Below are 25,820 nucleotides of genomic sequence, written 5' to 3' on the forward strand. Positions count from 1 at the left end.
TTTGCGGGAACCTGCTTATCTGGAGTTAAGAGAACTCACCTTGTGCGCGTTCTTTAGCCCATTCACGTAAAACAAATTTCTGCAGTTTGCCGGTCGAAGTTTTTGGAATCTCGGTAATCACCACATCCTTAGGCACTTTAAAGCGGGCCAGATGCTCACGGCAGAATTCCATAATTTCTTCTTCAGTGGCCTGGGTACCTTCTTTAAGTTCAATAAAGGCACATGGCACTTCCTGCCAGCGTGGATCAGGCTTGGCAACTACTGCTGCAGTGAGTACGGCCGCATGTCGATATAATACTTCCTCGACTTCAAGCGAGGAAATATTTTCCCCACCGGAAATAATCACGTCTTTGGAGCGGTCAGTGATTTTGGCATAACCATCCGGTTGGCATACCGCCAGATCGCCAGTATGGAACCAGCCTCCTGCAAAGGCTTCCGCGGTGGCTTCGGGATTTTTCAGATAGCCTTTCATCACGATATTGCCACGGAACATGATCTCACCCATGGTCTGTCCATCGTGTGGTACTTCCTGCATGGTGTCGGGATCAAGCACTTTCATGCCATCCTGCAACGGATAAGGTACGCCCTGACGGGAGTGCAACTGTGCCTGTTCCTGAATGGATAAATCACTCCAGCCTGCCTGAGATGCACATAGTGCAGAAGGGCCATAGGTTTCTGTCAAGCCGTAGACATGCGTTACATTAATGCCGATATTGCGCATGCCCTCAATAATGGCCGCAGGAGGAGCAGCACCTGCCACCATGACCTCGACCCGGTGCTCAAACTTGGTCTTTTTCTCTTCAGGCATGTTGATCAGCATCGACAGGACAATCGGTGCACCACAGAAGTAATCAACCTTATGTTCAGCGATCAGCTTAAAGATCAGTTCAGCATCGACTTTACGCAGGCAGACATTGGTTCCGCCGTTGGCCGCCATGGTCCAGGCAAAGCACCAGCCATTACAGTGGAATAGCGGCAGGGTCCATAAATAGGTGGCGCGGGGTGTCATGCCACAGGCAATAATATTACTGGCTGCATTAATGTAGGCACCGCGATGATGATAGACCACACCTTTTGGGTTGCCGGTGGTGCCGGAGGTATAGCTTAAGCTGATGGCATCCCATTCATCTTGGGGTAAATGCCATTCAAAGTTTGCGTCGCCTTGGGCAATCCAGTCTTCATATTCGATTTGACCAATACGCTGCTCTTCACCTTCAAACTCTTCATCAGCCACATCAATGACATAGATATCGTGTGAAATCAGGGCGAGGGCTTCTGCTGCAAGTGCAGTAAATTCGGGATCGACCAGCAAGACTTTGCTTTCAGCATGTTCCAGCATGAAGGCAAGGGTTTTGGCATCCAGACGAGTATTTAAGGTGTTGAGGACTGCACCTGCCATCGGTACGGCAAAATGTGCTTCAATCATGGCAGGGACATTAGGCAGCAGGACAGAAACAGTGTCATTTTTGCCGATGCCTAATTTTTGCAGCTGGTGAGCAAACTGACGGCAACGGTTATATTTCTCACGCCAGGTGATCCGACGCTTTCCGTGGATAATCGCATTCTGATTTGGATAAATATAAGCTGCACGATCCAGATAGCGTAAAGGTGACAAAGCTACAAAATTCGCGGGGGTACGCGGTAATTCATCATATGCGCTAACCATGGTAAAACTCCGTTCTATATTTATTTTGATATCCTGCTGAAAAGATATGTACTTCTTGGGGATCTTGCATTTATGCTTTAGTCGAGTACGATTTTAATAATTTTAAGTAATTGAATATTAATGTAAATATTTAATCCTGTTTAAATGTTTTGAACCCATGGGTTCCCATGTTTGATTTTTTAGGTATTTTACTCTAATTGAGCCATTCAAATTATATAAGCCAAGGAATAATAATGAAAATACAACAGGCAGATGCCACATGGCGAAACTGGTCAGGAAGCCAGTTGAGTTCTCCTCACATTTTTCAGCCTGGAGAAATGAATGAATTACAAAATTTGGTGAAGTCCCAGGCGCAGATGCGTGCAGTAGGTGCAGGGCATTCCTTTAGCCCACTCGCCAAAACAGATAAAGGACTGCTTAATCTTGATCAGTTCACAGGTGTGGTGGCCTCTAATCAAGCGAAATCCCAATGCACTGTCCAGGCCGGTACCCGTTTATATAATCTAGGTAAAGAACTAGCAGCCATTAATCAGGCTTTAATCAATCAGGGTGATATTGACCAGCAAAGTCTGGCTGGTGCAATTTCCACCGGAACCCATGGCACCGGTATCGATTTACCCTGTTTATCTGCTTTTGTGGAAGGCTTTGAATTACTGACTGCAGCGGGAGAGCTGCTGCAATGCGATGCCCAGCAGAATACCGAGATATTTCAGGCTGGACGGGTAGCACTGGGTAGTTTGGGGGTGTTGACCAAAATTACCCTGCAAAATCGGCCACGCTACAAATTAAAAGAACAAATCCGTTTGTGTTCATTAAAAGATGTTTTTACGCATATTGAGCAATGGAAATATCAGCATCGACATATTGAGTTTTGGGCTTTTCTGCATGCTGATCAAGTAATGCTGAAAACTCTGGATGAAACAGAAGATGACGTTCAGCCGAGGCAAGAGAGCTGGCCTTCGGAAGATACTTTATTGACCTTATGTTCCGAGTTGACACGGCTTTTCCCCCAGACGAATCCTTATCTGCAAAAACTGCTCGGTGTATTTGTCAAACCGACTCGTTATGTAGACTGGTCATCCAGAATTTTTCCAACTCCGCGTAAGACCAGATTTAATGAAATGGAATATCAGATTCCGGTCGATTCGGGATTGCAGTGTCTGGACGAGATTCTGCATATTTTACGCAAACATCAGGTGCCGATGTTTTTTCCCATCGAGTTTCGTTATGTCAAAGCCGATGATATCTGGCTGAGTCCTTTTTATCAGTGTGACGCGGTTTCGATTTCGATTCACCAGTTTTATAAACAGGATTACCGGACCATCTTTGATCTGATTGAACCGATTTTACAGAAATATCAGGGACGGCCGCATTGGGGCAAGTTGCATAGCATGAGCGCTGCTTCGCTACGTGATCTCTACCCGAAATGGGATAATTTTATGCGAGTACGTCAGCAACTGGATCCACAGAAAAAATGGCTGAATCCGTACCTAAAACAATTATTTTTATCTGGAAACTGAGGCTTTGGCGATGCAAACAGAGTATTTTCAGCAACTGACGCAGGACTTAAAACAGCAGGGGACTGGTACACCGCAACTGATTCTGGATTTGACCCAATATCAGCATAATCTGGGTCTGGTACAATCAAGATTACCTGCGCAGTTAAAACCACGTCTGGTAGTAAAATCCTTGGCGAGTCCCCCGTTACTTCAACTGGCCAGTGAGAAACTGAATACCCGGCGCTTTATGGTCTTTCATTTGCCCCATCTGCTGGAGATTATAGGGACATTTCAACAGGCCGATATTTTGCTGGGAAAACCCATGCCGGTTCAGGCGCTAAAACATTTTTACCAAAAATCCTCTAGTCAGAATAAAGCAAATATCCAGTGGCTGATTGATGATATAGAGCGTTTGAAGCAATATCTGCAATTCACGCAAAGCCAGAATCTTTGCCTGAATGTCAACATTGAAATTGATGTGGGCCTGCATCGCGGAGGTGTAAGCAGTCAGGCACAGTTTGTCGCCTTACTTAAACTGATTCAGCAATATTCCTCATATCTGAAACTGTCTGGCTTGATGGGTTATGATGCGCATGTGGCAAAACTGCCAAAAATACTGAAATGTCCTGAAAAAAGCTATCGGCAATCGCAGCAGATTTATCAGCACTATAAAACTATTTTGCAGCAGCAATTCCCTGATTTATGGCATGAAGGTCTGTGTTTTAATGGTGGGGGAAGCACTACTTTTATGCAGCATTGCCAGCAAAGTGTCTGCAATGATCTGGCTTTTGGTTCCATGCTGCTCAAACCGAGTGATTTTGATCTGGATCATCTCTCTACCTTGAACTGTGCTTTATTGATTGCTGCGCCAATTCTAAAGGTATTGCCTTATAGTCAGCTTCCAGGTCTCGAAATACTTGATTGTCTGCCACATCCGCATAAAGCATTATTTATTTATGGCGGTTATTGGCAGGCAAATTACTGTTATCCTGAAAAAAGTCGACCGCATATGTTGTATGGTCGCAGCAGTAATCAGGAAATGGTTTTGGTGCCTAAATACTGCGGGCTACAAGTGGATGATTACGTCTTTTTGAGACCGACACAAAGTGAAGCTGTCATTCCGCAATTTGCCCAGCTTTATAGCTACAGCAAGGGAAAATTTATGGCGTGGGACACTTTTCGGGAATAATAAAATTCTGAACTAAAAAATGAGCTTAAGTTTTTTTAAATCAGATATGGTTTTGGTGATAAATCTTATTTTTATTGGGGAAAAGGTTTAATCATGCGGCCAAGCCGTGTAAAATTCGAATCGATTTTTATTTATCCACCGTTTTTATCTTTTGAGGTTTTCCCTCGATCATAATCTCGCGGTGATATGCTCCATGGTACGGGGCATCACTCCTTAAGGATTTTCTTATGCCAATTATCACTTTGCCAAATGGCGATCAAAAACAGTTTGATCATGCCGTATCTGTGATGGAAGTTGCTCAAAGCATCGGTCCTGGTCTTGCAAAAAATACAGTCGCTGGACGCGTTAACGGCCGTCTGGTTGATGCATGCGATTTAATTACCGAAGACGCAACTTTACAGATTATCACGCCTAAAGATGATGAAGGCGTCGAAATAATTCGTCACTCATGTGCGCACTTGGTGGGTCATGCGGTTAAACAGCTGTTCCCAGAAGCGAAGATGGTGATTGGTCCTGTCATTGAAGATGGTTTCTATTACGACATTTTTAATGCAAAACCATTTACCCCAGATGATATGGCTGCGATTGAAGAGCGCATGAAAAAGCTCATCGATCAGGACTACGATGTCATCAAAAAAATGACGCCACGTGATGAAGTGATCAAAGTGTTCACCGAGCGCGGCGAAGATTACAAACTACGTCTAATTGAAGATATGCCAGACGAGACTCAAATGGGTCTTTACTATCATCAGGAATATGTGGATATGTGTCGTGGTCCACACGTGCCAAACACCAAATTCCTGAAATCGTTCAAACTCACCAAGATGTCAGGTGCGTACTGGCGCGGTGATGCGAAGAACGAGCAGTTACAGCGTATCTACGGTACAGCTTGGGCAGACAAGAAACAGCTTGCAGCTTATATCAAGCGTATTGAAGAAGCAGAAAAACGCGATCACCGTAAAATCGGTAAAGCGCTTGACCTATTCCACATGCAGGAAGAAGCACCGGGTATGGTGTTCTGGCATCCAAATGGTTGGACCATTTACCAAGTCCTTGAACAGTACATGCGTAAAGTCCAGCAGGACAATGGCTATCTAGAGATTAAAACACCACAAATCGTAGACTTTAGCTTGTGGGAAAAATCGGGTCATGCGGCGAACTACGCAGACAACATGTTCACCACGCATTCAGAAAGCCGTAATTATGCGGTGAAACCAATGAACTGCCCATGTCACGTGCAGGTGTTCAACCAGGGTTTGAAATCTTATCGTGATCTTCCAATTCGTTTGGCAGAGTTCGGTTCATGTCACCGTAACGAGCCATCGGGTTCATTACACGGCATTATGCGTGTACGTGGCTTTACCCAAGATGATGCGCACATTTTCTGTACCAAAGAACAGATTGGTCCTGAAGTTGCAAACTTTATCAAATTGACACTGGATGTATACAAAGACTTTGGCTTTGAAGAAGTACAAATGAAGTTGTCGACGCGTCCTGAAAAACGTGTGGGTGATGACAAGCTTTGGGATATGGCAGAAAAATCTTTGGCAGATGCTTTAGATGCTGCAGGTCTTGAGTGGGAACTTCAACCAGGCGAAGGCGCATTCTACGGTCCGAAGATTGAATTCTCTCTGAAAGACTGCTTAGGTCGTGTCTGGCAGTGTGGTACCATTCAGTGTGACTTTAACTTGCCAGAACGTCTGGATGCGTCTTATGTCACTGAAGATAATGACCGCGATCAGCCAGTAATGTTACATCGTGCAATTCTTGGCAGTTTCGAGCGTTTTATTGGTATACTGATCGAACACTACGCAGGCTTCATGCCACCTTGGTTGGCACCAATGCAAGCATGTGTAATGAACATTACCGATTCTCAAGCTGAGGCATGTGAGTCAGTCGTCGCAAAACTTAAAGAAAACGGTATCCGTGCAATTTCTGACTTGAGAAATGAGAAAATCGGCTTTAAGATTCGTGAACGTACATTAGAGCGTATTCCATACTTACTGGTACTTGGGGACCGTGAAGTAGAGGAAGGTACAGTAAACGTACGTACCCGCTCAGGAAAAAATTTGGGTACTATGTCAATCGATGCTTTCGTTGATCTAGTAAAAACAGCCGTAGCCGAACGCGGCCGGTACATTGTGGAGTAACAGCGATTAAACAGCCTGACCGTAATCAACAGGGCGGTAACAAATCAAACCGTCCTGCCTTGAATGATGAAATTCGTGCGAAAGAAGTCCGTCTTGTAGACGAAAATGGTGAGCAAAAAGGGATTGTAAGCTTAGCTGAAGCCCTACGTGCAGCAGAAAGTGTTGAACTTGATCTTGTAGAGATCGTAGCAAATGCTGAGCCACCTGTATGTAAGATCATGGACTTCAACAAGCATTTGTTTGATCTTAAGCAAAAGCAGAAAGAAGCGAAGAAAAAACAACATCAAGTCCAGGTGAAAGAAATCAAGCTACGCCCGGGTACTGATGTTGGTGATTACAACGTAAAACTACGTGCAATCATCAAGTTCCTTGAAGAAGGTAACAAGGTGAAAATCACGCTTCGTTTCCGTGGTCGTGAGATGGCACACCAACAGTTGGGTCTAGCTCAATTGCAAAAAATTGAAGCTGACGTGGCTGAATTCGGTACTGTTGAACAGATGCCGAAAATGGAAGGCCGTCAAATGGGTATGCTGCTTGGTCCTAAAAAGAAAAAGTAAGCTCTCATTAAGCGAAAAAAGCCCTGCATCAGCAGGGCTTTTTTTATTAAAATCAGAAAATGTAAAGTATAAAACAATCAGATAGATTAAAATTGTTATAGCCTGATTCGTTTATTATTTAATAATTTTTTTATGATGCAGTGGGTTAAAGAGTTTTTTAAAAATGATTCGATGATAGATTATCAGCATCACTTGCCCTATCAAGTGGTGATTTTTGATGTGGATGGTACTTTGGTCGATTCTTTCCCGCTCTTCATTGGTTTATTCAACCGGCATGCTAGCAAGTACCAATATGCTGAGTTGAATGCTGAGCGCATTGAATATTTAAGATCTTTTCCACCGCGTACCATTCGTAGAGAGTTGGGCTTGTCACGTTTAAGCGCGATTCGTTTAGCCTTGGATTGTAAACGGAGTATACAGCACAGCCCGCAACCTGTTGTGTTCGACGGAATAGATCAATTGCTGCAACAGTTAAAGCAAGCTGGTATATGCTTGGCGGTCGTGACCTCCAATTCGCTGGAGAACTGTCATGCCAGTCTTGGCCAACAGCGTCTTGCTCTGTTCGACTGGATTATGCCAAATGCCTCAATTTATGGTAAACAGCGACAAATTAGAAAGGTATTACGCCATACCCATTGCTCAGCACAACGCGCCATTTATATTGGTGACCAAATTTCAGATATTCATTCCGCACAAGCCTTAGGTATGCCTGTGGCCGCGGTGACATGGGGATTTAACCATGCACATGCATTGGCAGAGGCCAAACCAACCTATTTGTGTCAAACAGTGGATGAATTGACAGCGTGTTTATTACCATAACCTGTTTACCCGGTATAAAAAAGTATTCAGTTGATGGCTTTTTTATGCTCTGAAATTCCAGGCACTTTGTATGGCCTGCATAATCTGTTGAGCCTGCTGACGAGAAAACATCGACAGTTGAATCCGGAAAAATCCAAGACAAAATTGATTTATCCGACCGGGGTGGTGCAATTTAAAATCCAAAGTGCCATCGCGTTGACTGATGACATGCGCTGGCATGTTATAGAGCCAGCGTTTGAGATGTGCTTTGAGAGAATCATAGTGTGGATTCAGAAAACTATACTGTACCGAGTGCCGTTTTAAGCACAGGCTGATTCGGAAACCTGCCAGAGTATAATAAATGGCGTGTGAGGTAATTTTTAATTTAGTTCCAAGCATAAGTACGGCAAGACCAAGAAAGCCACCAATATAAATATAAAAGCCAGGAGCCTCCTGCCATAAAAATAGCAGCCCTTGAAGAAAACTGGAATTGCTACCCGTACTGCTCAAATAGAAAATGCTGAATATTCCAACCGGACAGCACAGTAGCAGATATCCAGTTGCGCGCATGATCGGGCTGGCTTGATGAAACAGGATATTTTCTGGCGCATTCATGGCTTATTTTAATGATCAGAAAGCGTATTGCCTCAATGAGCTTAGGTAATCCGTAGCCAAAAAGAAAGGCCCTTTCGGACCTTGCTTTTTAGCCTAATCAAGCTTATTCCACTGATTTTTCAATATTTTCAATGAGCAGTTTCTTGCCGATCGGAATTTGTCGAGGTAATTTCTCTTCTGGAATAATGCGCTGCAAGTCAATGATCAGCAACCCATTTTCATAGTCTGCCTGTTGTACCTCAATATACTCATCTAGGCGTAAAGACAATTTAAACGCGCGTCGTGCAATTCCTTTGTGCAGGAATTCGATAGCGTTATTGTCCTGATTTTCAGGTTGCCCCAAGATGGTCAGCAACCTGTTTTCCAGACGAATGTCGAGTTCTTCCTGACGAAAACCCGCAGTTGCCACCACGATGCGGTAATTATTCTCACCATGCTTTTCGATATTATACGGCGGATAATTCGGTGTATCGCTTTGCATGGCGTAATCAATAAAGTCATTCAGGCGATCAAAACCAATACTACGACGAAACAAGGGATGAAGATTTAAGTTACTCATGATTAGAACCTTCTCATTTAAGTAAAGTTATAAAAACAAGAAAATAAGATCTGTCAGGTGAGGCATCTACAGTGCAGAAGACTGACTTAATTCTTATGCAAAAATAAATATGTGTATGTGGCTGAAATTTTCAAGATATCCAATATAAAAAATATAAAATTTTAATAATATATTGATTTTTATTATAAAATAATTTTTATCTCTAGGCTTGTTGTTTCCTTCTAAATCCTCTATGTTGGAGACATCATCGCACGTGACAAGTGCAGGGAGTATTAAAAGAAAATGATCGATTTATATTACTGGGGCACTCCGAATGGCCACAAAATCAGTATAGCCTTGGAAGAAATGGGGCTGGAATATCAAATTATTCCCATCAATATTCTAGAAAATGATCAGTTCCAGTCCGATTTTCTGGCTATTTCTCCCAACAATAAAATCCCAGCAATCGTTGATCAGAATGGGCCGAATGGTCAGCCGATTTCAATCTTTGAGTCAGGCGCGATCTTGCAGTATCTGGGTCGAAAAACAGGTTTGTTTTATCCAGTTGATGAAGTAAAGCGTGTTCAGGTGGAACAATGGCTGATGTGGCAAATGGGCGGTCTGGGACCAATGCTCGGACAAAATCATCACTTTAGCCGTTTTGCGCCTGAGCGGATTGCTTATGCAACAGATCGTTATGTCAATGAAAGCAAACGTCTGTATGGTGTGCTGAATAAACAGCTGGTCGGGCAGGAGTATGTGGCTGGCGAATACTCGATTGCCGATATGGCGATATTTCCGTGGTTATTGCGATATGACTGGCAGCAGATCAACCTGGAAGATTATCCTGAGGTTTCCAAATATATTGATCGCTTGAATGCACGTCCTGCAGTTCAGAAAGCGCTGGCGATACAGGTCAGTTAAGCTGTAGCCTTTATGCTAAAATAGTCTTAAGCAAATAAAGCCACCCTTACGGTGGTTTTTTATTGGATGGATATATGAACGATTTTCTTCTGAACTTTACCAAGATTATTGAAAGCAATACCCGAATTTACTGGAGTATCCTCTTTGGAATTGCTGCATGTTTGGTGCTTTATATTGCTGAAATTGTGCATATTGATCAGGTGATTGCAGCCTTGAATACCAAAGATCAGCAAATTCTCCGTGCAGCGATTGAACCCATTACTCAGCAGTATAAAGGGGGGCGGATTATTGTCATGGTAGCAGCAGTAATTTGGTCGAGTTGGGAATACAGCAAAGCCAAGAAAAAGTTGGGTTTGAGCCGTTAATAGCTGTATGAGTCTGTTGCTGCTATTTCTGTCGGCCTTTGGTGCAGCGACCTTATTGCCTTTACAGTCTGAAGCTGTTTTGCTGGGGCTTTTAGTGCAGAACAAGCAGCATGCAGTGCTGTTAATTGCGGTGGCCAGTCTGGGGAATATTCTGGGGTCGTGTGTGAACTGGTATCTGGGCCTCAAGATTGAACATTATAAGAATAAAAAGTGGTTTCCGGTTTCGGCAGACAAGATGCTCAAGGCGCAAACGACCTATCAGAAATATGGTTACTGGTCTTTACTGCTGAGCTGGGTGCCTATCATTGGTGATCCGATTACCCTGATTGCGGGACTATTAAAAGAAAACTTCGCCCGTTTTCTGCTGATGGTCAGCATCGCTAAAATTGGACGTTATCTGTTTGTCTATGCGGCCTTTGCCTTGTTCTAAGCCTGAAGCTATTTTCTTGATTCAGTCTTGGATATTATTTCAGAGCGAAATCATTCTTTAAATTCGCTTATTGGGTGAAGATGCTTTTGTTTTAAACAAAGATGCTTTAGAATACTCGCTCCCTTACCTGCAGGTCGTTTTGTAATGGTGCAAACGAGCCGAACAGGTGTTCAAAAGAGGTTGTTATGCCTAAGATGAAAACTCGCCGTGGTGCAGCTAAACGCTTTAAAGCGACTGCTAACGGTTTTAAGCGTAAACAAGCGTTTAAACGCCACATTTTGACCAAAAAATCTGCTAAGCGTATTCGTCAATTGCGCGGCTGTGTAATGGTTCACGTAAGTGACGTTGCTTCAGTTCGTCGTATGTGCCCGTACATCTAAGGAGATTATAAATGGCTCGTGTAAAACGTGGTGTACAGGCTCATCGCCGTCACAAAAAAATTCTTGCTCGCGCTAAAGGTTACTATGGTGCTCGTTCACGCGTTTACCGCGTAGCGTTCCAGGCGGTAATCAAAGCTGGTCAATATGCTTACCGTGACCGTCGTCAGAAGAAACGTCAATTCCGCGCTTTGTGGATTGCACGTATCAACGCTGGTGCTCGTCAAAATGGTTTGTCGTACAGCCGTATGATCGCTGGCTTGAAAAAAGCTCAAGTGATTATCGACCGTCGCGTACTTGCTGACATCGCTATGCATGACGCAGTTGCGTTTGCTGCTTTAGCTTCTAAAGCTAAAGATGCATTGGCTGCATAAGTCTTTATGACTTGAAAAAGACCGCTTTTAGCGGTCTTTTTTTATGCTTAAATAAAAGTAGTCATTTTAAATATTATTTAAAAATCAGTATTGTAAATCCTATATTTTTTAGTCATTGTTAAACTGCATAATCAAAAATAAGGCTTAAAAATAATGATTCGACTTGCCACTCAACAGGATGTTCTGCCGATTGCCCAAGTGCACGTACAAAGCTGGCGTGAAAGCTATAAAAACATCATCAAACAAGAAATTCTCGATAAGTTGAGTGTAGAACAAAGAACCGCTTTGTGGCGTTCTGTGCTTGAACAGGAAAATCGACGGGTATTTGTCTATGAAGAAAATGCTCAGGTGCTGGGCTTTGCTGCTTTCAATTTTCCGGTAGATGCACCCATCAGTGAATTGAGAGCACTTTATTTGCTTCAAAATATTAAAGGTCGCGGCATTGGACGTGATTTGGTTCAATTGGGTCTGGGCTTAAGTCGAGAAAAATCCTATCAGCATATGCAATGTAGCGTATTGAACCTGAATTCCAGTCGTTATTTTTATGAAAAGACCGGCGCCTATTTTGTCAGTGAAGGAGATGCCAGTGATCTGGGTGAGAATCTTAAAGATTTATATTATCAGTGGGACATTTAATTTTTGAAGACTCTGGGCAAGCTGGCTCAACGTAGAAAAATCTAAACCCTGGAAAAAGACGATGGGAAATAAATCAGCCCTTGCACTGTAGGGCTGATTTATCCTTTTATCTCAATATCTCCACCAGTCAATCAAAAGGGCATTTCCGGGCGATCAGCATAAATAACAGCTTTGGTCTCATTCCGACAATGCTGCAATTTTCAGACAGCTGCTTGACCTTAATTCCATCATAGGTTGGATAATCAAAACCTATCACAAAATCTTCAGCATTATTTCAAGCTGATGTCTGCTCCTGAGTATCAACGTCTCTATTGAATTCTGCCCGGGATGTAAGCTTTTCTGGCAAAATGTTAAAGGCCGAAATAGTAGCCAATCAGACAGATAATCACGGTAATCACAATTAAGGTCAGCACATTTGCAGACGAACTGGATTTTCCTGGGTCCTGAGGTTTTTCTGCTTTAGAAATTTTTGGTGAGCGGTCTTCGGTACTCATACCCACAAATGGATCAGGCGCAACTTTAGGTGTTAGCTGTGCCGTTTTATAGTGGTTGGCGACTTTGCTGATGAATTTAGCACTTAAATCATCAATTTTTTGCGAAAAATGTCGCAGGTTAAGTTGCTGCTCCGGGCTGAGTACTTCGCCATCTGCACGATAGGGATGCTGGATTTTTGTTTGAATAAAGTCATTTAAGGCGTCTAGGCGGTACAAAGTCTGGTGAGCATAATCCGCTGAATAGTCAGTGGGAATTAAGGCCAAATGACTTTCGTTATCGGCCTGAATGGCAGGCATGGTGCCGTAATAGGGCAAATTGGTATACGCTGGTTCGGTAAAATCTTGGGCAAGGCTACTTTCAAACAGTTCATGATCGGTATAAGCCTGGATATCATCCCAGTTTGGGGCTTCCAGATCGACATCAATGCGCTTGGCCAGTTTAGGATTTAACTCATAACACCAGAAAGTTTCATGGCGTAAAGGGGACTGCTGTGATTTAGGAGCTTCGTAATCATTGTCTGCGCTGTACCATTCAGGCAGTTCCTTGCCGATGATCCAGGCTGTTTTGGTTTTGGCACCATGACTGACAATAAAATGCGCCAGTGGTAATAGCTCGACATTGGCATTCGGATTTTTTTCATCAATCAGTAAATCAGAGCGATGCAAGCTCAGTCGGCGTACGCCTTGTTTTTTCAGGCCTTCCAGCCAGATCTGAAAATGCTGAGCCAGCAGGTGTTGTGACATCAGATCCCGAAAGGCAAACTGATGCTGATTAAAAATGGCATGTTGAATCCAACGATTGAAACTCAGGCCCTGAGACAAATATTCATTGCCATAAGTGACCAGGGTCAGTTGCTGTTTCCAAATTTGATCGAGTGCCATAGTGATTTGATCTGATTGATATTGTGTTTATCTTATACTTTTTATATTTAATCATGCCAATCTAATTTTCCTTAAAACGCATCTTCATCAAAGTGTCTAAAAACTGTTAGAATATGGGGTTTTTAAAATATTTTTTAACCTGTTGCTTTGAGAGTTACTATGTCACTGGAAGCCCTGACCACTGAAGCGCTCGCTGCGATTGCAGCAGCTCAAGACCTTGCTGCACTTGATCAAGTACGAGTGCAATTTACGGGGAAAAAAAGCCAGCTCGCGGAACAATCTAAGTCGCTTGGTAAAATGGATCCTGAAGAACGTAAAGTCTTCGGCGCACAAATCCATGCTGTACGTGAAACCATTACCGCTGCATTGACATCACGTCAGGCAGAACTGCATAAAGCTGCCTTAGAACAAAAACTGGCAAGCGAAACCATTGATATTACTTTACCAGGTCGTGGTCAGCAGGTGGGCAGTATCCATCCAGTGACCCAAGTGCAAGAGCGTATTTGCCAGTTCTTTACCAAGGCAGGTTTTACGGTTGCAACAGGTCCTGAAGTTGAAGATGACTATCACAACTTTGAAGCACTGAACATTCCAGGTCATCACCCAGCGCGTGCTATGCATGATACTTTCTATTTTGATGTGAACCATTTGCTGCGTACGCATACGTCTGGTGTGCAGATTCGTACCATGGAAACCCAGCAGCCACCAATCCAGATCGTGTGTCCAGGCCGTGTTTACCGTTGTGATTCGGATCAAACCCACTCGCCGATGTTCCATCAGATCGAAGGTTTATACGTGGCTGAAAATACCAGCTTCGCGGAACTGAAAGGTTTGCTGATTAACCTGCTGAACGAATTCTTCGAAAAAGATTTGAAAGTACGTTTCCGTCCATCTTATTTCCCGTTCACCGAGCCAAGTGCGGAAGTGGATATTATGGATGAACGGGGTCGCTGGCTGGAAGTACTGGGCTGCGGTATGGTGCATCCGAATGTGCTGCAAGCTGCAGGCATTGATCCTGAAAAATACAAAGGCTTTGCTTTTGGTCTGGGTGTTGAACGTTTTGCAATGCTGCGTTATGGCGTGAATGACTTACGTATGTTCTTCCAAAACGATGTGCGTTTCTTACGCCAGTTTGCTTAAAAACAAATTTATACCTCTCCCTAACCTCTCCTAAAAGGAGACGGGTGTCTAGATATGACATAGGGCTCTCCCTCTTTGGAAGAAAGTGGGAGTTAGAGGGGATTCTAGAGATTTGAATTACAGGTTTTATATCAATGAAAATTAGCGAAAATTGGCTACGCACATGGGTCAACCCAGCCATCGATAGCGAAAAACTTTCTGATCAATTGACCATGTTGGGTCTGGAAGTCGATGAGCTTGCACCTGCAGCTAAACCCTTTACTGGTGTAGTGGTTGGTGAAGTCCTGACAGTAGAACAACATCCTGATGCAGATCGCTTGCGTGTGACCACTGTCAATATCGGTTCAGGTGAGCCACTGCAAATTGTATGTGGTGCGCCAAACGTACGTGCCGGCATGAAAGCGCCAGTTGCGACCATTGGTGCAGTACTTCCAGGCGATTTCAAAATCAAGAAAGGCAAGCTACGTGGTATCGAGTCACAAGGTATGCTGTGCGGCGCTTCAGAAATTGATCTGGAAGATAAAATCGACGGTCTTTTAGAGCTGCCTGCAGATGCACCAGTGGGTATGAACATTCGTGAATATCTGGATCTTGATGACAACGTGATTGACATCAGCATTACGCCGAACCGTGGGGACTGCTTCAGTATTCGCGGGATCGCACGTGAAATTGGGGTGATCAACCAATTGCCAGTGACTGCCCCTGAAATTAAAGAAGTAGCTGCGACTATTAGCGACGAAAAGAAAGTCGTTGTGTCGACTGAAGGCTGCCCACGCTACTTGGGTCGTGTGATCAAGAACGTCAATACCAAGGCTGTGACTCCTGTATGGATGGAGCGAGCATTGGCTCGCTCTGGTATTCGTCAGCACAGCATTCTGGTAGATATTACCAACTATGTGCTGATGGAGCTGGGTCAACCGCTACATGCATTTGATGGTGGTAAAGTGCAAGGTGCGGTACATGTACGTCAAGCGACAGAAGCTGAAAAGTTAGTTTTGCTCAATGAACAAGAAGTTGAACTCAACGAAAAAGTGATGGTGATTGCAGATGATGAAAAAGCATTGGCCATTGCTGGTATTATGGGCGGCTTGTCTTCAGCAGTCAGCGATGCAACCACTGAAATTTTCCTGGAATCTGCATTCTTCGCGCCACTGCATATTGCCGGTCGTGCGCGTAGCTTTGGCCTGCATACTGATGCTTCTCAGCGTTATGAACGTGGTGTCGATTTTGAATTACCATTGATCGCTATGCACCGCGCATCACAATTGATTGCGGAACTTGCGGGCGGTGAGTTCGGGCCAATTACAGTTGCCGAAAATGCAGCCCTATTGCCAACACGCGACGCAATTGAGTTGAATCAAGCCCAAGTTGATCAACTGCTAGGTTATAGTGTTGACTCAGCGTTCATTACTGATGCTTTAAGCCGTTTAGGTTGTGAAGTTACAGTAAAAGCAGAAGGCGAGTGGTCTGTAGTGCCGCCATCACATCGTTATGATATGGTGATTTACCAAGACTTGATTGAAGAAGTCGCTCGTATTCATGGTTATGACAATATTCAAATCAGTTTGCCTGTGATTGATGTGAAGCTGGCCAAATATCAAGATCAATTCGAATTGGGCCAACTTCGTCAAACCGCGGTAACTTTGGGTTACCAAGAGGCAATCAGTTTTAGTTTTGCAGACCTAAAACTTGAAAAGCAACTTAATTCTCATGTGAAACCTTTAGCATTAGCGAATCCAATTTCAAGTGATTTAGCGGTAATGCGTTCAACCTTGCTCTCTAGCCTGATTCCTTGTGTTCAATACAATATCAATCGTCAGCAAAGTCGGGTACGTTTCTTCGAGCTAGGTCTGCGTTTTGACTATCAAGAAGCGAACAGTATTCATGATTTAAAACAGATTCCAACCTTTGCCCTGATTGCAACGGGTGCACGTACCCCTGAGTCTTGGCATGGCAAGGCACAGCCAATGGACTTCTTTGACTTTAAGGGCGATATAGAGGAAATTCTGGCTGCTGGTCGTGTCAAAGTGGAATATATACGTTCAGAGCGTAGCTGGTTGCATCCAGGACAATCCGCAGAGATTCTCGTGAATGGTCAATCAATTGGTTACTTGGGTCGTTTACATCCCTCACTTGAAGACGAGCTTGATCTGGCAACCACATGGGTAGCAGAATTGGATCAAGCGGCTGTTTTGCAAACTTATGTATCTAATTTTACAGAATTATCACGTTTTCCATCGGTTCGACGTGATATTGCTCTTTTAATTAATGATAAGATTAATGTTAGCGAAATTCAGGGACTTATCGAAAAAACAGGCGGAGAGCTTTTAGACTCAACTTGGTTGTTCGATGTGTACACTGGACAAGGAGTAGAAGAAGGGAAACGCTCACTGGCATTTGCACTTCTCTGGCAGCATCCAAGCCGTACACTGGAAGATGCTGAAATTAAATCAGGTATGGATAATATCCTTCAAGTGTTAGAAAACACTTACCAAGCGACATTGAGGGCTTCATGACAGCACTAACTAAAGCAGAAATGGCTGATCATTTAAGTGAGCTCACGAGTTTAAACCGTCGTGAAGCAAAACAAATGGTTGAGTTGTTCTTCGATGAGATTAGCCAGGCGCTAATCTCAGGCGAGCAAGTAAAACTTTCGGGTTTTGGTAATTTTGAGTTGCGTGACAAGCGTCAACGTCCAGGCCGTAACCCGAAAACGGGTGAAGAGATTCCGATTTCTGCACGCCGTGTAGTGACCTTCCGTGCGGGACAGAAGTTTCGTCAACGTGTGGGAAATGAGCAGATCAACTGATCTGCTTTTTTTAAATTCTGCTATTTTTTAAATTTCAGTATTTAAAATAAAAAAAGAGAGCCCAAGGCTCTCTTTTTTTATACTGAATAATCTAAAAGATTATTGAGCAGCAGCTTCAGAAGCAGCAGTAGCGTCAGCAGCAGCGTCAACAGCAACAGCAGCAGCAGCGTCAGCTTCAGCAACAGCAGCAGTTTCAGAAGCAGCAACTTCAGAAGTAGATTCTACAGCAGCAGCGTCAGCAGCAGCTTCAGCTTCAGATGCAGCTTCTACAGCTTCAGATGCAGCTTGGTTAGCGTCAGCAGCAGCGTCGTCAGCTTTTTTAGCACAACCAACGAAAGCTAAAGTAGTAGCAACTGCAGCAGCAATAGCGATTTTTTTGAATAACATGGCATCACTCTCTAAAAATTGAGATTAAAAAAAACCTAAGTTAGTCTGTTAAGTGCTTTTATTATTCCTAATTATGTTAGGTACTAACAATGCAGGAGCAGTCTAACTGGTCTGCAAATATGCTATCACTGCGCCTTTTTAAATGCTACTAGCAAGGCTTAAAAAAGTACTGAAATATGCTAAAAAGTAAGAAGTTTTTAACAGAAAATAACAATGGAATGAAACATTTAGATTGGAGAAAGGCTTGGTAAGTTTTTAAAAGTTATACAATTTTTAATCTGATTATTTTATTAATCAAAAACTTAAAAATAAGTTTACATAAATAGAGCTCGATTGTTTCATTGTGTAATTCATGTCAACTTAAAAAAGGCCACCGCTTAGGTGACCTTTCATTTGAAATTTTAATTTGAAGCTTTACGTTTCATCTGATCAAAGAAATCATCATTGGTTTTGGTTTCTTTCATACGGTCCAGCAAGAATTCCATTGCCGCCAATTCATCTTGCGTATGCAGCAGCTTACGCAGAATCCAGACCTTACGAAGATTATCTTCTGACATCAGGCGCTCTTCACGACGAGTACCAGATTTCTTGATGTTCATTGCAGGGAAGACGCGTTTTTCAGCAATACGGCGATCAAGGGTAATTTCCTGGTTACCTGTACCTTTGAATTCTTCGTAGATCACTTCATCCATTTTACTACCAGTTTCAATCAGGGCAGTAGAAATGATGGTTAGAGAGCCACCTTCTTCAATATTACGTGCCGCACCAAAGAAACGTTTGGGACGTTCTAGGGCATGTGCATCCACACCACCGGTTAATACCTTACCTGATGAAGGGATCACGGTATTATAGGCACGTGCCAGACGGGTAATTGAGTCAAGCAGAATCACCACATCTTTTTTATGCTCAACTAGACGTTTCGCTTTTTCAATGACCATTTCTGCAACCTGAACATGGCGCGCAGGTGATTCATCAAAGGTAGAAGCCACGACTTCACCGCGAACCGTACGTTCCATTTCGGTTACTTCTTCTGGACGTTCATCAATTAACAGAACGATCAGGATGACTTCAGGATTATTGCGAACGATCGATTGAGCAATGCTTTGCAGCAGCATGGTTTTACCGGCTTTCGGCGGAGCCACAATAATTGAACGTTGGCCTTTACCAATCGGTGCGACTAAGTCGATCACACGCGTGGTTAAATCTTCAGTGGTACCATTGCCTAATTCCATCACCAACTGTTCAGTCGGGAATAATGGCGTAAGGTTTTCAAACAGAATCTTGTTACGTGAGTTTTCAGGAGTGTCGTAGTTAATCTGGTTGACTTTAAGTAAGGCAAAATAACGTTCGCCTTCTTTTGGTGGACGAATGGTGCCGGTAATGGTGTCGCCAGTGCGTAGGTTAAAACGACGAATTTGAGAAGGGCTGACATAGATATCGTCAGGGCCTGCTAAATAAGAACCTGCGGCTGAGCGTAAAAAGCCAAAACCATCTGACAAAATTTCTAGAACGCCATCACCAAAAATCTCTTCGCCATTCATTGCATGACGTTTTAAGATGGCAAAAATAATGTCTTGCTTACGGTTACGGGCCATACCTTCAAGGCCCATAAACTCGGCAATCTTGATGAGTTCGCCAATCGGTTTTTTCTTGAGTTCGGTTAAATTCATAGGTGGTCAGATAGAATCAAAGTTCTGAGGTACAGGTTGGAAAGGGAGTAACATTCGGCCGCATACAAGCATTCAAACGAAAGCCATTGAATTTGAAAAAGAACAATTCAGAGATCTGTTTGAGTGTTTCAAAGAAAAATGTGAAAAACAATTTCTATTGCCGAGCGGCATCTTATGTAATGTGTCTTGTAAGAAATTGGCAGGATTTAGGATCCTTTATCTCTTGAGTAGCAAATATAAGAGAAAATGCTGACTTTGTCAATTTATAGCCGAAAAAAATACGCGAGCATAAGTCGCGTATTTTTTTACTAAAAAATGATCTGCTTAGATATTGTCATCAATAAATGCAGTCAGTTTAGATTTTGGTGCAGCACCGACTTGAGTCGCAACAACTTCACCATTTTTGAACATTAGCAAAGCCGGGATGTTACGAATGTTGAAATTTACAGCAGTTTGTTCGCAAGAAGTTACGTCAACTTTCACGATTTTAACCTTGCCTTGATATTCATCAGCAAGTACTTCTAGTACAGGTGCAATTGCTTTACATGGTGCACACCAACCTGCCCAGAAGTCGACCAGTACAGGAACGTCTGATTGAAGAACGTCTGCTTCGAAGTTTTCGTCAGTAGTGTTTACGATGTTGCCAGACATGGAATGTGCTCCAGATTAATATTTTAAAGATAACTAATTATTAGTATTACATAGCCATCTTTAACAATGTAGGGGAATCTGTAAATTTTCAATGCTTAATGTTATTTTGTCTAATGGATGATCACGATAGTGATGATCGTGTCTCACTATTGTTCCCGATGCATAAAAAGAATAAGGCATAAAAATGTCGTTACAAATGGCTTTTAAATTGCATGCATGTGAATTACTCTAAGCACAATTCGTTAAAGGTTTATTTCTGGAATGTCTGACTTTTTGATTGATGAAGAATTACTTGCTGCCATCGATATGGGATCAAATAGCTTTCATTTGGCCATCGCTCGGGTGGATCATGGCGAAGTGAAGAAAGTGGCATCAATGTCAGAAAAAGTTCAGCTTGCCGCAGGACTAGACGAAAATAAAAATTTAACGGAAGCCGCACAGCAACGCGGTTTGGCCTGTCTGGCCCGTTTTGTCGGGCGTTTAGGTGCGGTTCAGCCGAACCGCTTGCGGATCGTGGCAACAAATGCTCTAAGGCAAGCCAAAAATGGCCATGAGTTTATCCAGAAAGCCGCAGAAATTTTGCCGAAACCGATCGAAATTATTGCCGGCCGTGAGGAAGCCCGCCTGATTTATCTGGGGGTATCGCATACCATGGCCAATAGGGGCCGTCGTCTGGTGGTTGACATCGGCGGTGGTTCGACTGAGCTGATTATCGGTGAAGAGTTCGAGCCTATTTATACTGAATCAGTACAGATGGGCTGCGTAGCCTTTACTAAGGCCTATTTTCAGGATGGGGAAATCAGTGCCAAAGCTTTTGACAAAGCAGTCACTGCGGCACGTAAAGAAATTTCCGGAATTGCCAATACCTATAAATCTGCCGGTTGGGATGCTGTCGTCGGATCGAGTGGTACAATTAAAGCCTGCCGCCAAATCTGTATTAATATGGGATGGAGCAATGATCGCGAACAGCTGACGCGAGAAGGCCTGGAAAAGCTTAAAGATAAGCTGCTCAAATATAAATATGTCTCGGATATGGAATTCGAAGGTCTGAAAGAGGATCGCCGTGCAGTTTTGCCGGCAGGAATTGCCATTTTATATGCGGTCTTTGATGTGCTGGATATTGAGTATCTGACTTATTCTGATGGGGCATTACGTGAAGGTGTCATGTATGACCTGTTAGGCCGTTTCAAACATGAAGATATCCGTGATCGTTCAGTCCATGCCCTGATTGGTCGTTATAATGCCGATGCCAAGCAGGCAGAACGTGTGGTACAAACGGCGCAAAAACTGTTTGATGATGTCGCGGCTGATCTTGGCCTGAATAGTGATGATAGTGACCTACTCCGTCGAGCCGCGTATCTCCATGAAATCGGTCTGGCGATTAGTCATAGTGGTTACCATCGTCATGGTGCCTATTTATTGCAGCATTCTGACATTGCCGGTTTTTCACAGGTTGATCAGAATCATTTGTCACATTTGGTCGCGCATCATCGGCGTAAATTGCGCACTGATGCCAAGCATGACGTGATGAAAGTGGGTGGAACTAAACTTTTACAGCTGTGTTTACTGCTTCGTCTGGCGGTTTTGGTCAATCACAGTCGTAGCGATGAGATGCTTCCTGCCATTGAACTCAAGGTCAAGAATGCGCAACAATGGCAGCTCAGTATTTCGGGTGATGCCAAACAATGGCCATTATTGATTGCTGAACTGCATGATGAACAGTTGCAGTTTAAAAATTGGGAGATTGAGCTCTCGGTTCTATCTGAACAATTTGTTAATTAATACCTTTATAGGGATGAAAACGGTTGACCTATGAAAAATAAAGCTACCCCATCAAAAGCATGGACGACAGTACAGATTGCTCGTCATCCGGAACGTCCACAATTTCTGGACTATGTTGGTGAAATATTCACTGAATTTGATGCTTTACATGGTGACCGTCTCTATGGTGATGATGGTGCAATGATCGGTGGCCTGGCTCGTTTCGATGGACAGCCAGTGATGATCGTAGGTCAGCACCGTGGTCGTAGTACCCGTGAAAAATTACAGCATAATTTTGGCATGAGTAATCCGGAAGGTTACCGTAAAGCACAACGTCTGCTAGATATGGCAGAACGTTTTAATCTGCCTGTTTTCACCTTTATTGATACCATGGGTGCTTACCCGGGTGTAGGTGCAGAAGAACGTGGTCAGGCTGAAGCCATTGCAACCAGTCTGGCGCAACTGTCTAACCTGAAAGTACCTGTAATTGCGACTGTCCTGGGTGAAGGAGGTTCAGGTGGTGCACTCGGTATTGGCGTAGCTGACCGTGTGGTAATGCTCTCTCATAGTATCTATTCGGTAATTTCACCGGAAGGTTGTGCCTCCATTCTATGGAAGACTGCAGAAAAAGCGGAACAGGCCAGTGAAGCCTTAGCCTTGACTGCAGAAAAACTGCAGAAGATGGGTATTGTAGAATATGTGGTGGATGAGGGTGAAGGTGCTCATTTAAATCCGGATCAGGTCATGAACAGCTTGAAAGCGGTACTGAAAGAAGCCTTAAATGAACTGCAAGCTATGGAACCACAAGCACGATGCGAAGCACGTTACCAGCGTTTAATGAAGTTTGGCAGCGACAATTTAGGTCTGGCATCTTAAAGCAGCTGCAGGAGTTTCCTGCAGGAACAAAATTTCTCATCGGATGCAGTGGCGGCGTAGATTCTATGCTGCTTCTGCATCTGATGTTTTTTTTATGCCCGGGAAAAATTCGGGCAATCTATGTGGATCATCAGCTGCAAAGTATCAGCAGGGCATGGGGCACTTTTGTCCAGCAGCAGTGTCAGCAACTGGATATTCCCTGCATCCTCCAGCCTGTTCATGTGGCTCATGGCAACCTGGAACAGCAAGCGCGTAATTCACGTTATCAGGCCTATCTACAACATTTACAGCAAGATGAAATTCTGGTGCTCGGACATCATCAGCAGGATCAGGCGGAAACCTTGATGCTGCGTCTATTATCGGGTGCCGGTATAGATGGTCTGGCTGCAATGAAACAGCTGGATATACGTGAAAATCTCACGATTTGGCGGCCACTGCTGGATGTTTCCCGTGAGCAGATTTGCCAATGGGCATCGGGTCTGAATGTTCAGAATATCGAAGACCCGACCAATCAGGACATACATTATGACCGGGCTTGGGCCCGTCAAACTCTTTGGCCGATGTTAAGTGAACGTTATCCTAAAATGCAGTCTGCCCTGGTACGTACCAGCGAGCTGATGCAGGATGCACAGCATATTCTGCAGGAAGTGCTGGAGCAGGATTTAAAATGCTGTGGCAATGCCGAAAGTCTGAATTTATCTGCATTTTTAAACCTATCTAAAGCCCGGCAGCGCCAACTACTTTCTGTCTGGATGAAAGGAGAAGGGCAATATCGTCCTTCTCTAGAAATGGTTGAGCGAGTACAGAATGAAGTAATTGCGGCAAAACTGGATGCGCAGGCAGCTTTACATTGGCAAGGCTTTTATTATGTGCGTTATCAGCAGCAGTTGCATCGTTTAAAAGCTGAGGTCTATCGGGCGGATCAGCAACCGAAGCTAGCGGAACAGCAGATTATTTTACGTGAACAGGATCAGATCCAGCTGCCTTCAGGACAATTTAAGATTCAAACAGCTACTTTCGGATTATCTGCCGCCTTATTCGGTCAACGCTTATATTTGCGCACACGCAAAGGCGGGGAGAAAATTCATCTGCATGGCCGGATTGGACACTGGCCTCTGAAGAAAGCCATTCAGGAAGCGCAAATATTTCCATGGACTCGGCATACTATTCAAATATTAAGCACAGATAATGTTATGCTAGGCGTGTTTACACCTAAAGGATTTTGGTTAGCTCAATCTGCATATTGTGAAGCAGGGGGGTGGCTACCCATTTCGGTTTCTTCAACTTTAGAATTCAACGACGAGCATTAAACATGAGTGCAGCTTTAAATTGTAATATTGGCTTTATTGGTGGCGGTAATATGGCTCAAGCCTTGATTGGCGGGCTGATTTCACGGGGATTGCCACCAACACGTATTACAGTTTCTGATCCGGTCGAGAAAGTACGTTCACTGCTTGCAGAAAAAGAAGTGAATGTCACCGATGATAATCGTGCTGCCATCAAAAATGCGGATATTGTCGTGTTTGCAGTCAAACCACAGGTATTAGCTGAGGTATTGAAACCATTACAGGGTTTGCTGGACGGCAAGCTGATTATTTCGATCGTTGCGGGTGCCGAGATTGCAACATTGTCTGCACTATTGGGGACTGACCGTATTGTCCGTGTCATGCCAAATACACCAGCACTCGTACAAACCGGTGCACATGGTCTATTTGCTAAAGATGAAGTAAAGGCAGAAGATCGTGAGCTGGCGAGTCAGGTTTTAGCTTCTACCGGCCTGACAATTTGGGTAGACTCTGAAGCTCAGATTGATGCGGTCACTGCAGTATCTGGTTCGGGACCTGCTTATTTTTTCTATATGATGGAAAGTATGATTCGTGCTGGCAAGAATTTAGGTCTGGATGAAAAAGTAGCCACAGCACTCACTTTGCAAACGGCTTTGGGGGCGGCACAAATGGCCATCACCAGTTCAAATACACCGGCTGAGCTACGTAAAAACGTCACCTCTCCAAATGGAACGACTCAGGCAGCACTAGAAGTGTTCGACCGTGCGCAAATTTCTCAGAATATTCAGGCAGCACTTGCTGCTGCGCAAAAACGCAGTCAGGAACTGGCTCAAGAGCTCAGTGAAAGCAGCAAATCTTCAGTTTAATTTTTAGGAAAGTTCAAGTATGGGTGCAAATTCTGCGCTAATTTTTGGCATTATCATTAACGTCGCGATTTTGCTCGTATTCTTCCGCTTTTTAATGCAATTGGCTGCGGTAAGTCCTTACAATCCCGTCGTTCTGTCTACCGTCAAAGCAACCAAAATTGTAGATGTATTCGGGCGTATTTTCCCGACGATGGGCAAAGGGCGGGTTAATACTGCGGCATTGGCACTTTTAGTGGTGCTGTATTTGCTGAAAATTTTCGGCATGATGTATCTGTCGGGTGGCATGCCGAATGGTCCTGTGCATTTGCTCATTCTGACTTTTGTCACCATGATGCAGGATTTGATCCGTTTCTGTCGTTACTTGATTTTCGCTACCATTATTTTAAGCTGGGTGGTGATGTTTACCCAATCCCGTTCACCTTATATTGAAGTAGTTCAGGAACTTGCCGAGCCATTACTGGCACCTTTCCGCCGGATTATGCCGAATATGGGCATGATTGACCTGTCTCCAATCCTGGCAATTCTGGCCTTGATTGTGATTGAAATGATCATGAACCAGGTGGCAATTGTATTGTTAACTGGTTTTTAATCTGAATGAAAAGAAAAGGACGCTGAGGCGTCCTTTTTTATTTGCTCCTTCCTTTAGAAAAGGGAGGTTGGGAGGGATTTGTTAAACTTCCCAAACCGTGAACAAGTTTTAATCGCTGTACAAGAAGAAGATGGGATATTAACCTCTCCCTAACCCTCTCCTGAAAGGAGAGGGGGATACCTTTAACATAATATTGGTTTTCACTCTCTCTCCCTGTAAGCCCAAAATAGAAATGTCCGGTTTCTCCAAAGTAAAAATGTCCGCTTTTAGAATATGCACTTTTGCAATTTC

27 protein-coding genes are annotated in these 25,820 nt (G+C 43.7%); 19 read left to right on the forward strand and 8 right to left on the reverse strand.

The window, feature by feature from the left end:
• Positions 1 to 25: 25 nt before the first annotated feature.
• The gene (locus VXP95_RS08375; RefSeq protein ID WP_416711838.1) at positions 26 to 1,666 is read right to left on the reverse strand and encodes an acyl-CoA synthetase; all 1,641 of its coding nucleotides are present in this window, start codon (positions 1,664 to 1,666) and stop codon (positions 26 to 28) included.
• Positions 1,667 to 1,899: 233 nt separating this feature from the next.
• On the opposite strand from VXP95_RS08375, the gene VXP95_RS08380 reads away from it, so the two are divergent.
• The 5 genes from VXP95_RS08380 (at position 1,900) to VXP95_RS08400 (ending at position 7,880) form a co-directional block, all read left to right on the forward strand.
• Positions 1,900 to 3,186, forward strand: a complete 1,287-nt coding sequence (locus tag VXP95_RS08380) for a D-arabinono-1,4-lactone oxidase (protein WP_416711839.1) — start codon at positions 1,900 to 1,902, stop codon at positions 3,184 to 3,186.
• 10 nt (positions 3,187 to 3,196) lie between these two features.
• Entirely contained in the window at positions 3,197 to 4,354 is a 1,158-nt protein-coding gene (locus VXP95_RS08385; protein ID WP_416711844.1) for an alanine racemase, read from the forward strand.
• Positions 4,355 to 4,581: 227 nt separating this feature from the next.
• Positions 4,582 to 6,504 carry a threonine--tRNA ligase gene (gene thrS / locus VXP95_RS08390; RefSeq protein WP_416680337.1) on the forward strand — a complete coding sequence of 641 codons (1,923 nt, stop codon included), beginning with the start codon at positions 4,582 to 4,584 and terminating at the stop codon, positions 6,502 to 6,504.
• A 59-nt stretch (positions 6,505 to 6,563) separates the two neighbouring features.
• Positions 6,564 to 7,061, forward strand: coding sequence for a translation initiation factor IF-3 (infC, locus tag VXP95_RS08395; protein ID WP_004647518.1), 498 nt, complete (start codon positions 6,564 to 6,566; stop codon positions 7,059 to 7,061).
• A 132-nt stretch (positions 7,062 to 7,193) separates the two neighbouring features.
• Entirely contained in the window at positions 7,194 to 7,880 is a 687-nt protein-coding gene (locus VXP95_RS08400) for an HAD hydrolase-like protein (protein ID WP_416711840.1), read from the forward strand.
• Between the two features lie 42 nt (positions 7,881 to 7,922).
• On the opposite strand, the gene VXP95_RS08405 is transcribed toward VXP95_RS08400, so the two are convergent.
• Complete coding sequence (locus VXP95_RS08405; RefSeq protein WP_416680334.1) at positions 7,923 to 8,474, reverse strand: hypothetical protein; 552 nt, start codon at positions 8,472 to 8,474, stop codon at positions 7,923 to 7,925.
• 103 nt (positions 8,475 to 8,577) lie between these two features.
• Complete coding sequence (locus VXP95_RS08410) at positions 8,578 to 9,033, reverse strand: Hsp20 family protein (RefSeq protein ID WP_416680332.1); 456 nt, start codon at positions 9,031 to 9,033, stop codon at positions 8,578 to 8,580.
• Positions 9,034 to 9,315: 282 nt separating this feature from the next.
• On the opposite strand from VXP95_RS08410, the gene VXP95_RS08415 reads away from it, so the two are divergent.
• From VXP95_RS08415 to VXP95_RS08440, 6 genes are all read left to right on the forward strand, one after another.
• Positions 9,316 to 9,936: a glutathione S-transferase N-terminal domain-containing protein gene (locus tag VXP95_RS08415; RefSeq protein WP_064094718.1), complete on the forward strand. Its 621-nt coding sequence runs from the start codon at positions 9,316 to 9,318 to the stop codon at positions 9,934 to 9,936.
• Between the two features lie 74 nt (positions 9,937 to 10,010).
• Complete coding sequence (locus VXP95_RS08420; RefSeq protein WP_064094717.1) at positions 10,011 to 10,301, forward strand: hypothetical protein; 291 nt, start codon at positions 10,011 to 10,013, stop codon at positions 10,299 to 10,301.
• Between the two features lie 7 nt (positions 10,302 to 10,308).
• Positions 10,309 to 10,731 (forward strand): YqaA family protein, encoded by a 423-nt coding sequence (locus tag VXP95_RS08425; RefSeq protein ID WP_004278284.1) that lies wholly within the window; start codon positions 10,309 to 10,311, stop codon positions 10,729 to 10,731.
• 185 nt (positions 10,732 to 10,916) lie between these two features.
• Positions 10,917 to 11,111, forward strand: a complete 195-nt coding sequence (gene rpmI / locus VXP95_RS08430; protein WP_004278281.1) for a 50S ribosomal protein L35 — start codon at positions 10,917 to 10,919, stop codon at positions 11,109 to 11,111.
• An 11-nt stretch (positions 11,112 to 11,122) separates the two neighbouring features.
• Entirely contained in the window at positions 11,123 to 11,482 is a 360-nt protein-coding gene (rplT, locus tag VXP95_RS08435; protein WP_004647525.1) for a 50S ribosomal protein L20, read from the forward strand.
• A gap of 153 nt (positions 11,483 to 11,635) precedes the next feature.
• Positions 11,636 to 12,118, forward strand: a complete 483-nt coding sequence (locus VXP95_RS08440; RefSeq protein WP_416680328.1) for a GNAT family N-acetyltransferase — start codon at positions 11,636 to 11,638, stop codon at positions 12,116 to 12,118.
• Between the two features lie 350 nt (positions 12,119 to 12,468).
• Here VXP95_RS08440 and VXP95_RS08445 read toward each other — a convergent pair whose 3' ends face one another.
• A complete protein-coding gene (locus VXP95_RS08445) occupies positions 12,469 to 13,494 on the reverse strand; it encodes a hypothetical protein (RefSeq protein WP_064094715.1) in 1,026 nt (341 codons plus the stop codon).
• Between the two features lie 159 nt (positions 13,495 to 13,653).
• Here VXP95_RS08445 and pheS point away from each other — a divergent pair, with 159 nt between their 5' ends.
• The 3 genes from pheS (at position 13,654) to VXP95_RS08460 (ending at position 17,443) form a co-directional block, all read left to right on the forward strand.
• The gene (pheS, locus tag VXP95_RS08450) at positions 13,654 to 14,634 is read left to right on the forward strand and encodes a phenylalanine--tRNA ligase subunit alpha (RefSeq protein WP_004278272.1); all 981 of its coding nucleotides are present in this window, start codon (positions 13,654 to 13,656) and stop codon (positions 14,632 to 14,634) included.
• Positions 14,635 to 14,768: 134 nt separating this feature from the next.
• Complete coding sequence (gene pheT, locus VXP95_RS08455) at positions 14,769 to 17,150, forward strand: phenylalanine--tRNA ligase subunit beta (RefSeq protein ID WP_416680324.1); 2,382 nt, start codon at positions 14,769 to 14,771, stop codon at positions 17,148 to 17,150.
• Positions 17,147 to 17,443 (forward strand): integration host factor subunit alpha, encoded by a 297-nt coding sequence (locus tag VXP95_RS08460; RefSeq protein WP_004783565.1) that lies wholly within the window; start codon positions 17,147 to 17,149, stop codon positions 17,441 to 17,443. Before pheT ends, VXP95_RS08460 begins: the two co-directional genes overlap by 4 nt.
• Before the next feature lie 99 nt (positions 17,444 to 17,542).
• Here the strand turns inward: VXP95_RS08460 and VXP95_RS08465 are convergent, their stop codons facing one another.
• The 3 genes from VXP95_RS08465 to trxA all read right to left on the reverse strand — a co-directional run bounded on the left by VXP95_RS08465 (position 17,543) and on the right by trxA (position 20,151).
• Positions 17,543 to 17,830 (reverse strand): hypothetical protein, encoded by a 288-nt coding sequence (locus tag VXP95_RS08465; RefSeq protein WP_064094713.1) that lies wholly within the window; start codon positions 17,828 to 17,830, stop codon positions 17,543 to 17,545.
• 401 nt (positions 17,831 to 18,231) lie between these two features.
• Positions 18,232 to 19,500, reverse strand: coding sequence for a transcription termination factor Rho (rho, locus tag VXP95_RS08470; RefSeq protein WP_004278267.1), 1,269 nt, complete (start codon positions 19,498 to 19,500; stop codon positions 18,232 to 18,234).
• Positions 19,501 to 19,824: 324 nt separating this feature from the next.
• A complete protein-coding gene (gene trxA / locus VXP95_RS08475; RefSeq protein ID WP_064094712.1) occupies positions 19,825 to 20,151 on the reverse strand; it encodes a thioredoxin in 327 nt (108 codons plus the stop codon).
• Positions 20,152 to 20,412: 261 nt separating this feature from the next.
• Between trxA and ppx the strand changes: the two genes are divergently transcribed.
• From ppx to VXP95_RS08500, 5 genes are read left to right on the forward strand one after another with little or no spacing between them, the layout of a single operon-like run.
• On the forward strand, positions 20,413 to 21,933 hold the full coding sequence (gene ppx / locus VXP95_RS08480) for an exopolyphosphatase (protein ID WP_416711841.1): 1,521 nt from the start codon (positions 20,413 to 20,415) through the stop codon (positions 21,931 to 21,933).
• Positions 21,934 to 21,963: 30 nt separating this feature from the next.
• Positions 21,964 to 22,788 (forward strand): acetyl-CoA carboxylase carboxyltransferase subunit alpha, encoded by an 825-nt coding sequence (locus VXP95_RS08485; RefSeq protein ID WP_064102318.1) that lies wholly within the window; start codon positions 21,964 to 21,966, stop codon positions 22,786 to 22,788.
• A complete protein-coding gene (gene tilS / locus VXP95_RS08490; protein WP_416711842.1) occupies positions 22,725 to 24,098 on the forward strand; it encodes a tRNA lysidine(34) synthetase TilS in 1,374 nt (457 codons plus the stop codon). Before VXP95_RS08485 ends, tilS begins: the two co-directional genes overlap by 64 nt.
• A gap of 2 nt (positions 24,099 to 24,100) precedes the next feature.
• Positions 24,101 to 24,940, forward strand: a complete 840-nt coding sequence (gene proC, locus VXP95_RS08495) for a pyrroline-5-carboxylate reductase (protein ID WP_064102320.1) — start codon at positions 24,101 to 24,103, stop codon at positions 24,938 to 24,940.
• A gap of 19 nt (positions 24,941 to 24,959) precedes the next feature.
• The gene (locus tag VXP95_RS08500) at positions 24,960 to 25,529 is read left to right on the forward strand and encodes a YggT family protein (protein ID WP_064094707.1); all 570 of its coding nucleotides are present in this window, start codon (positions 24,960 to 24,962) and stop codon (positions 25,527 to 25,529) included.
• Positions 25,530 to 25,566: 37 nt separating this feature from the next.
• On the opposite strand, the gene VXP95_RS08505 is transcribed toward VXP95_RS08500, so the two are convergent.
• Positions 25,567 to 25,820, reverse strand: a 254-nt coding sequence (locus VXP95_RS08505; protein WP_416711843.1) for a hypothetical protein, incomplete at its 5' end; no start/stop codon positions are given.

The organism is Acinetobacter sp. 226 (genome assembly GCF_048147925.1).
Taxonomy (GTDB): Bacteria; Pseudomonadota; Gammaproteobacteria; order Pseudomonadales; family Moraxellaceae; genus Acinetobacter; species Acinetobacter pecorum.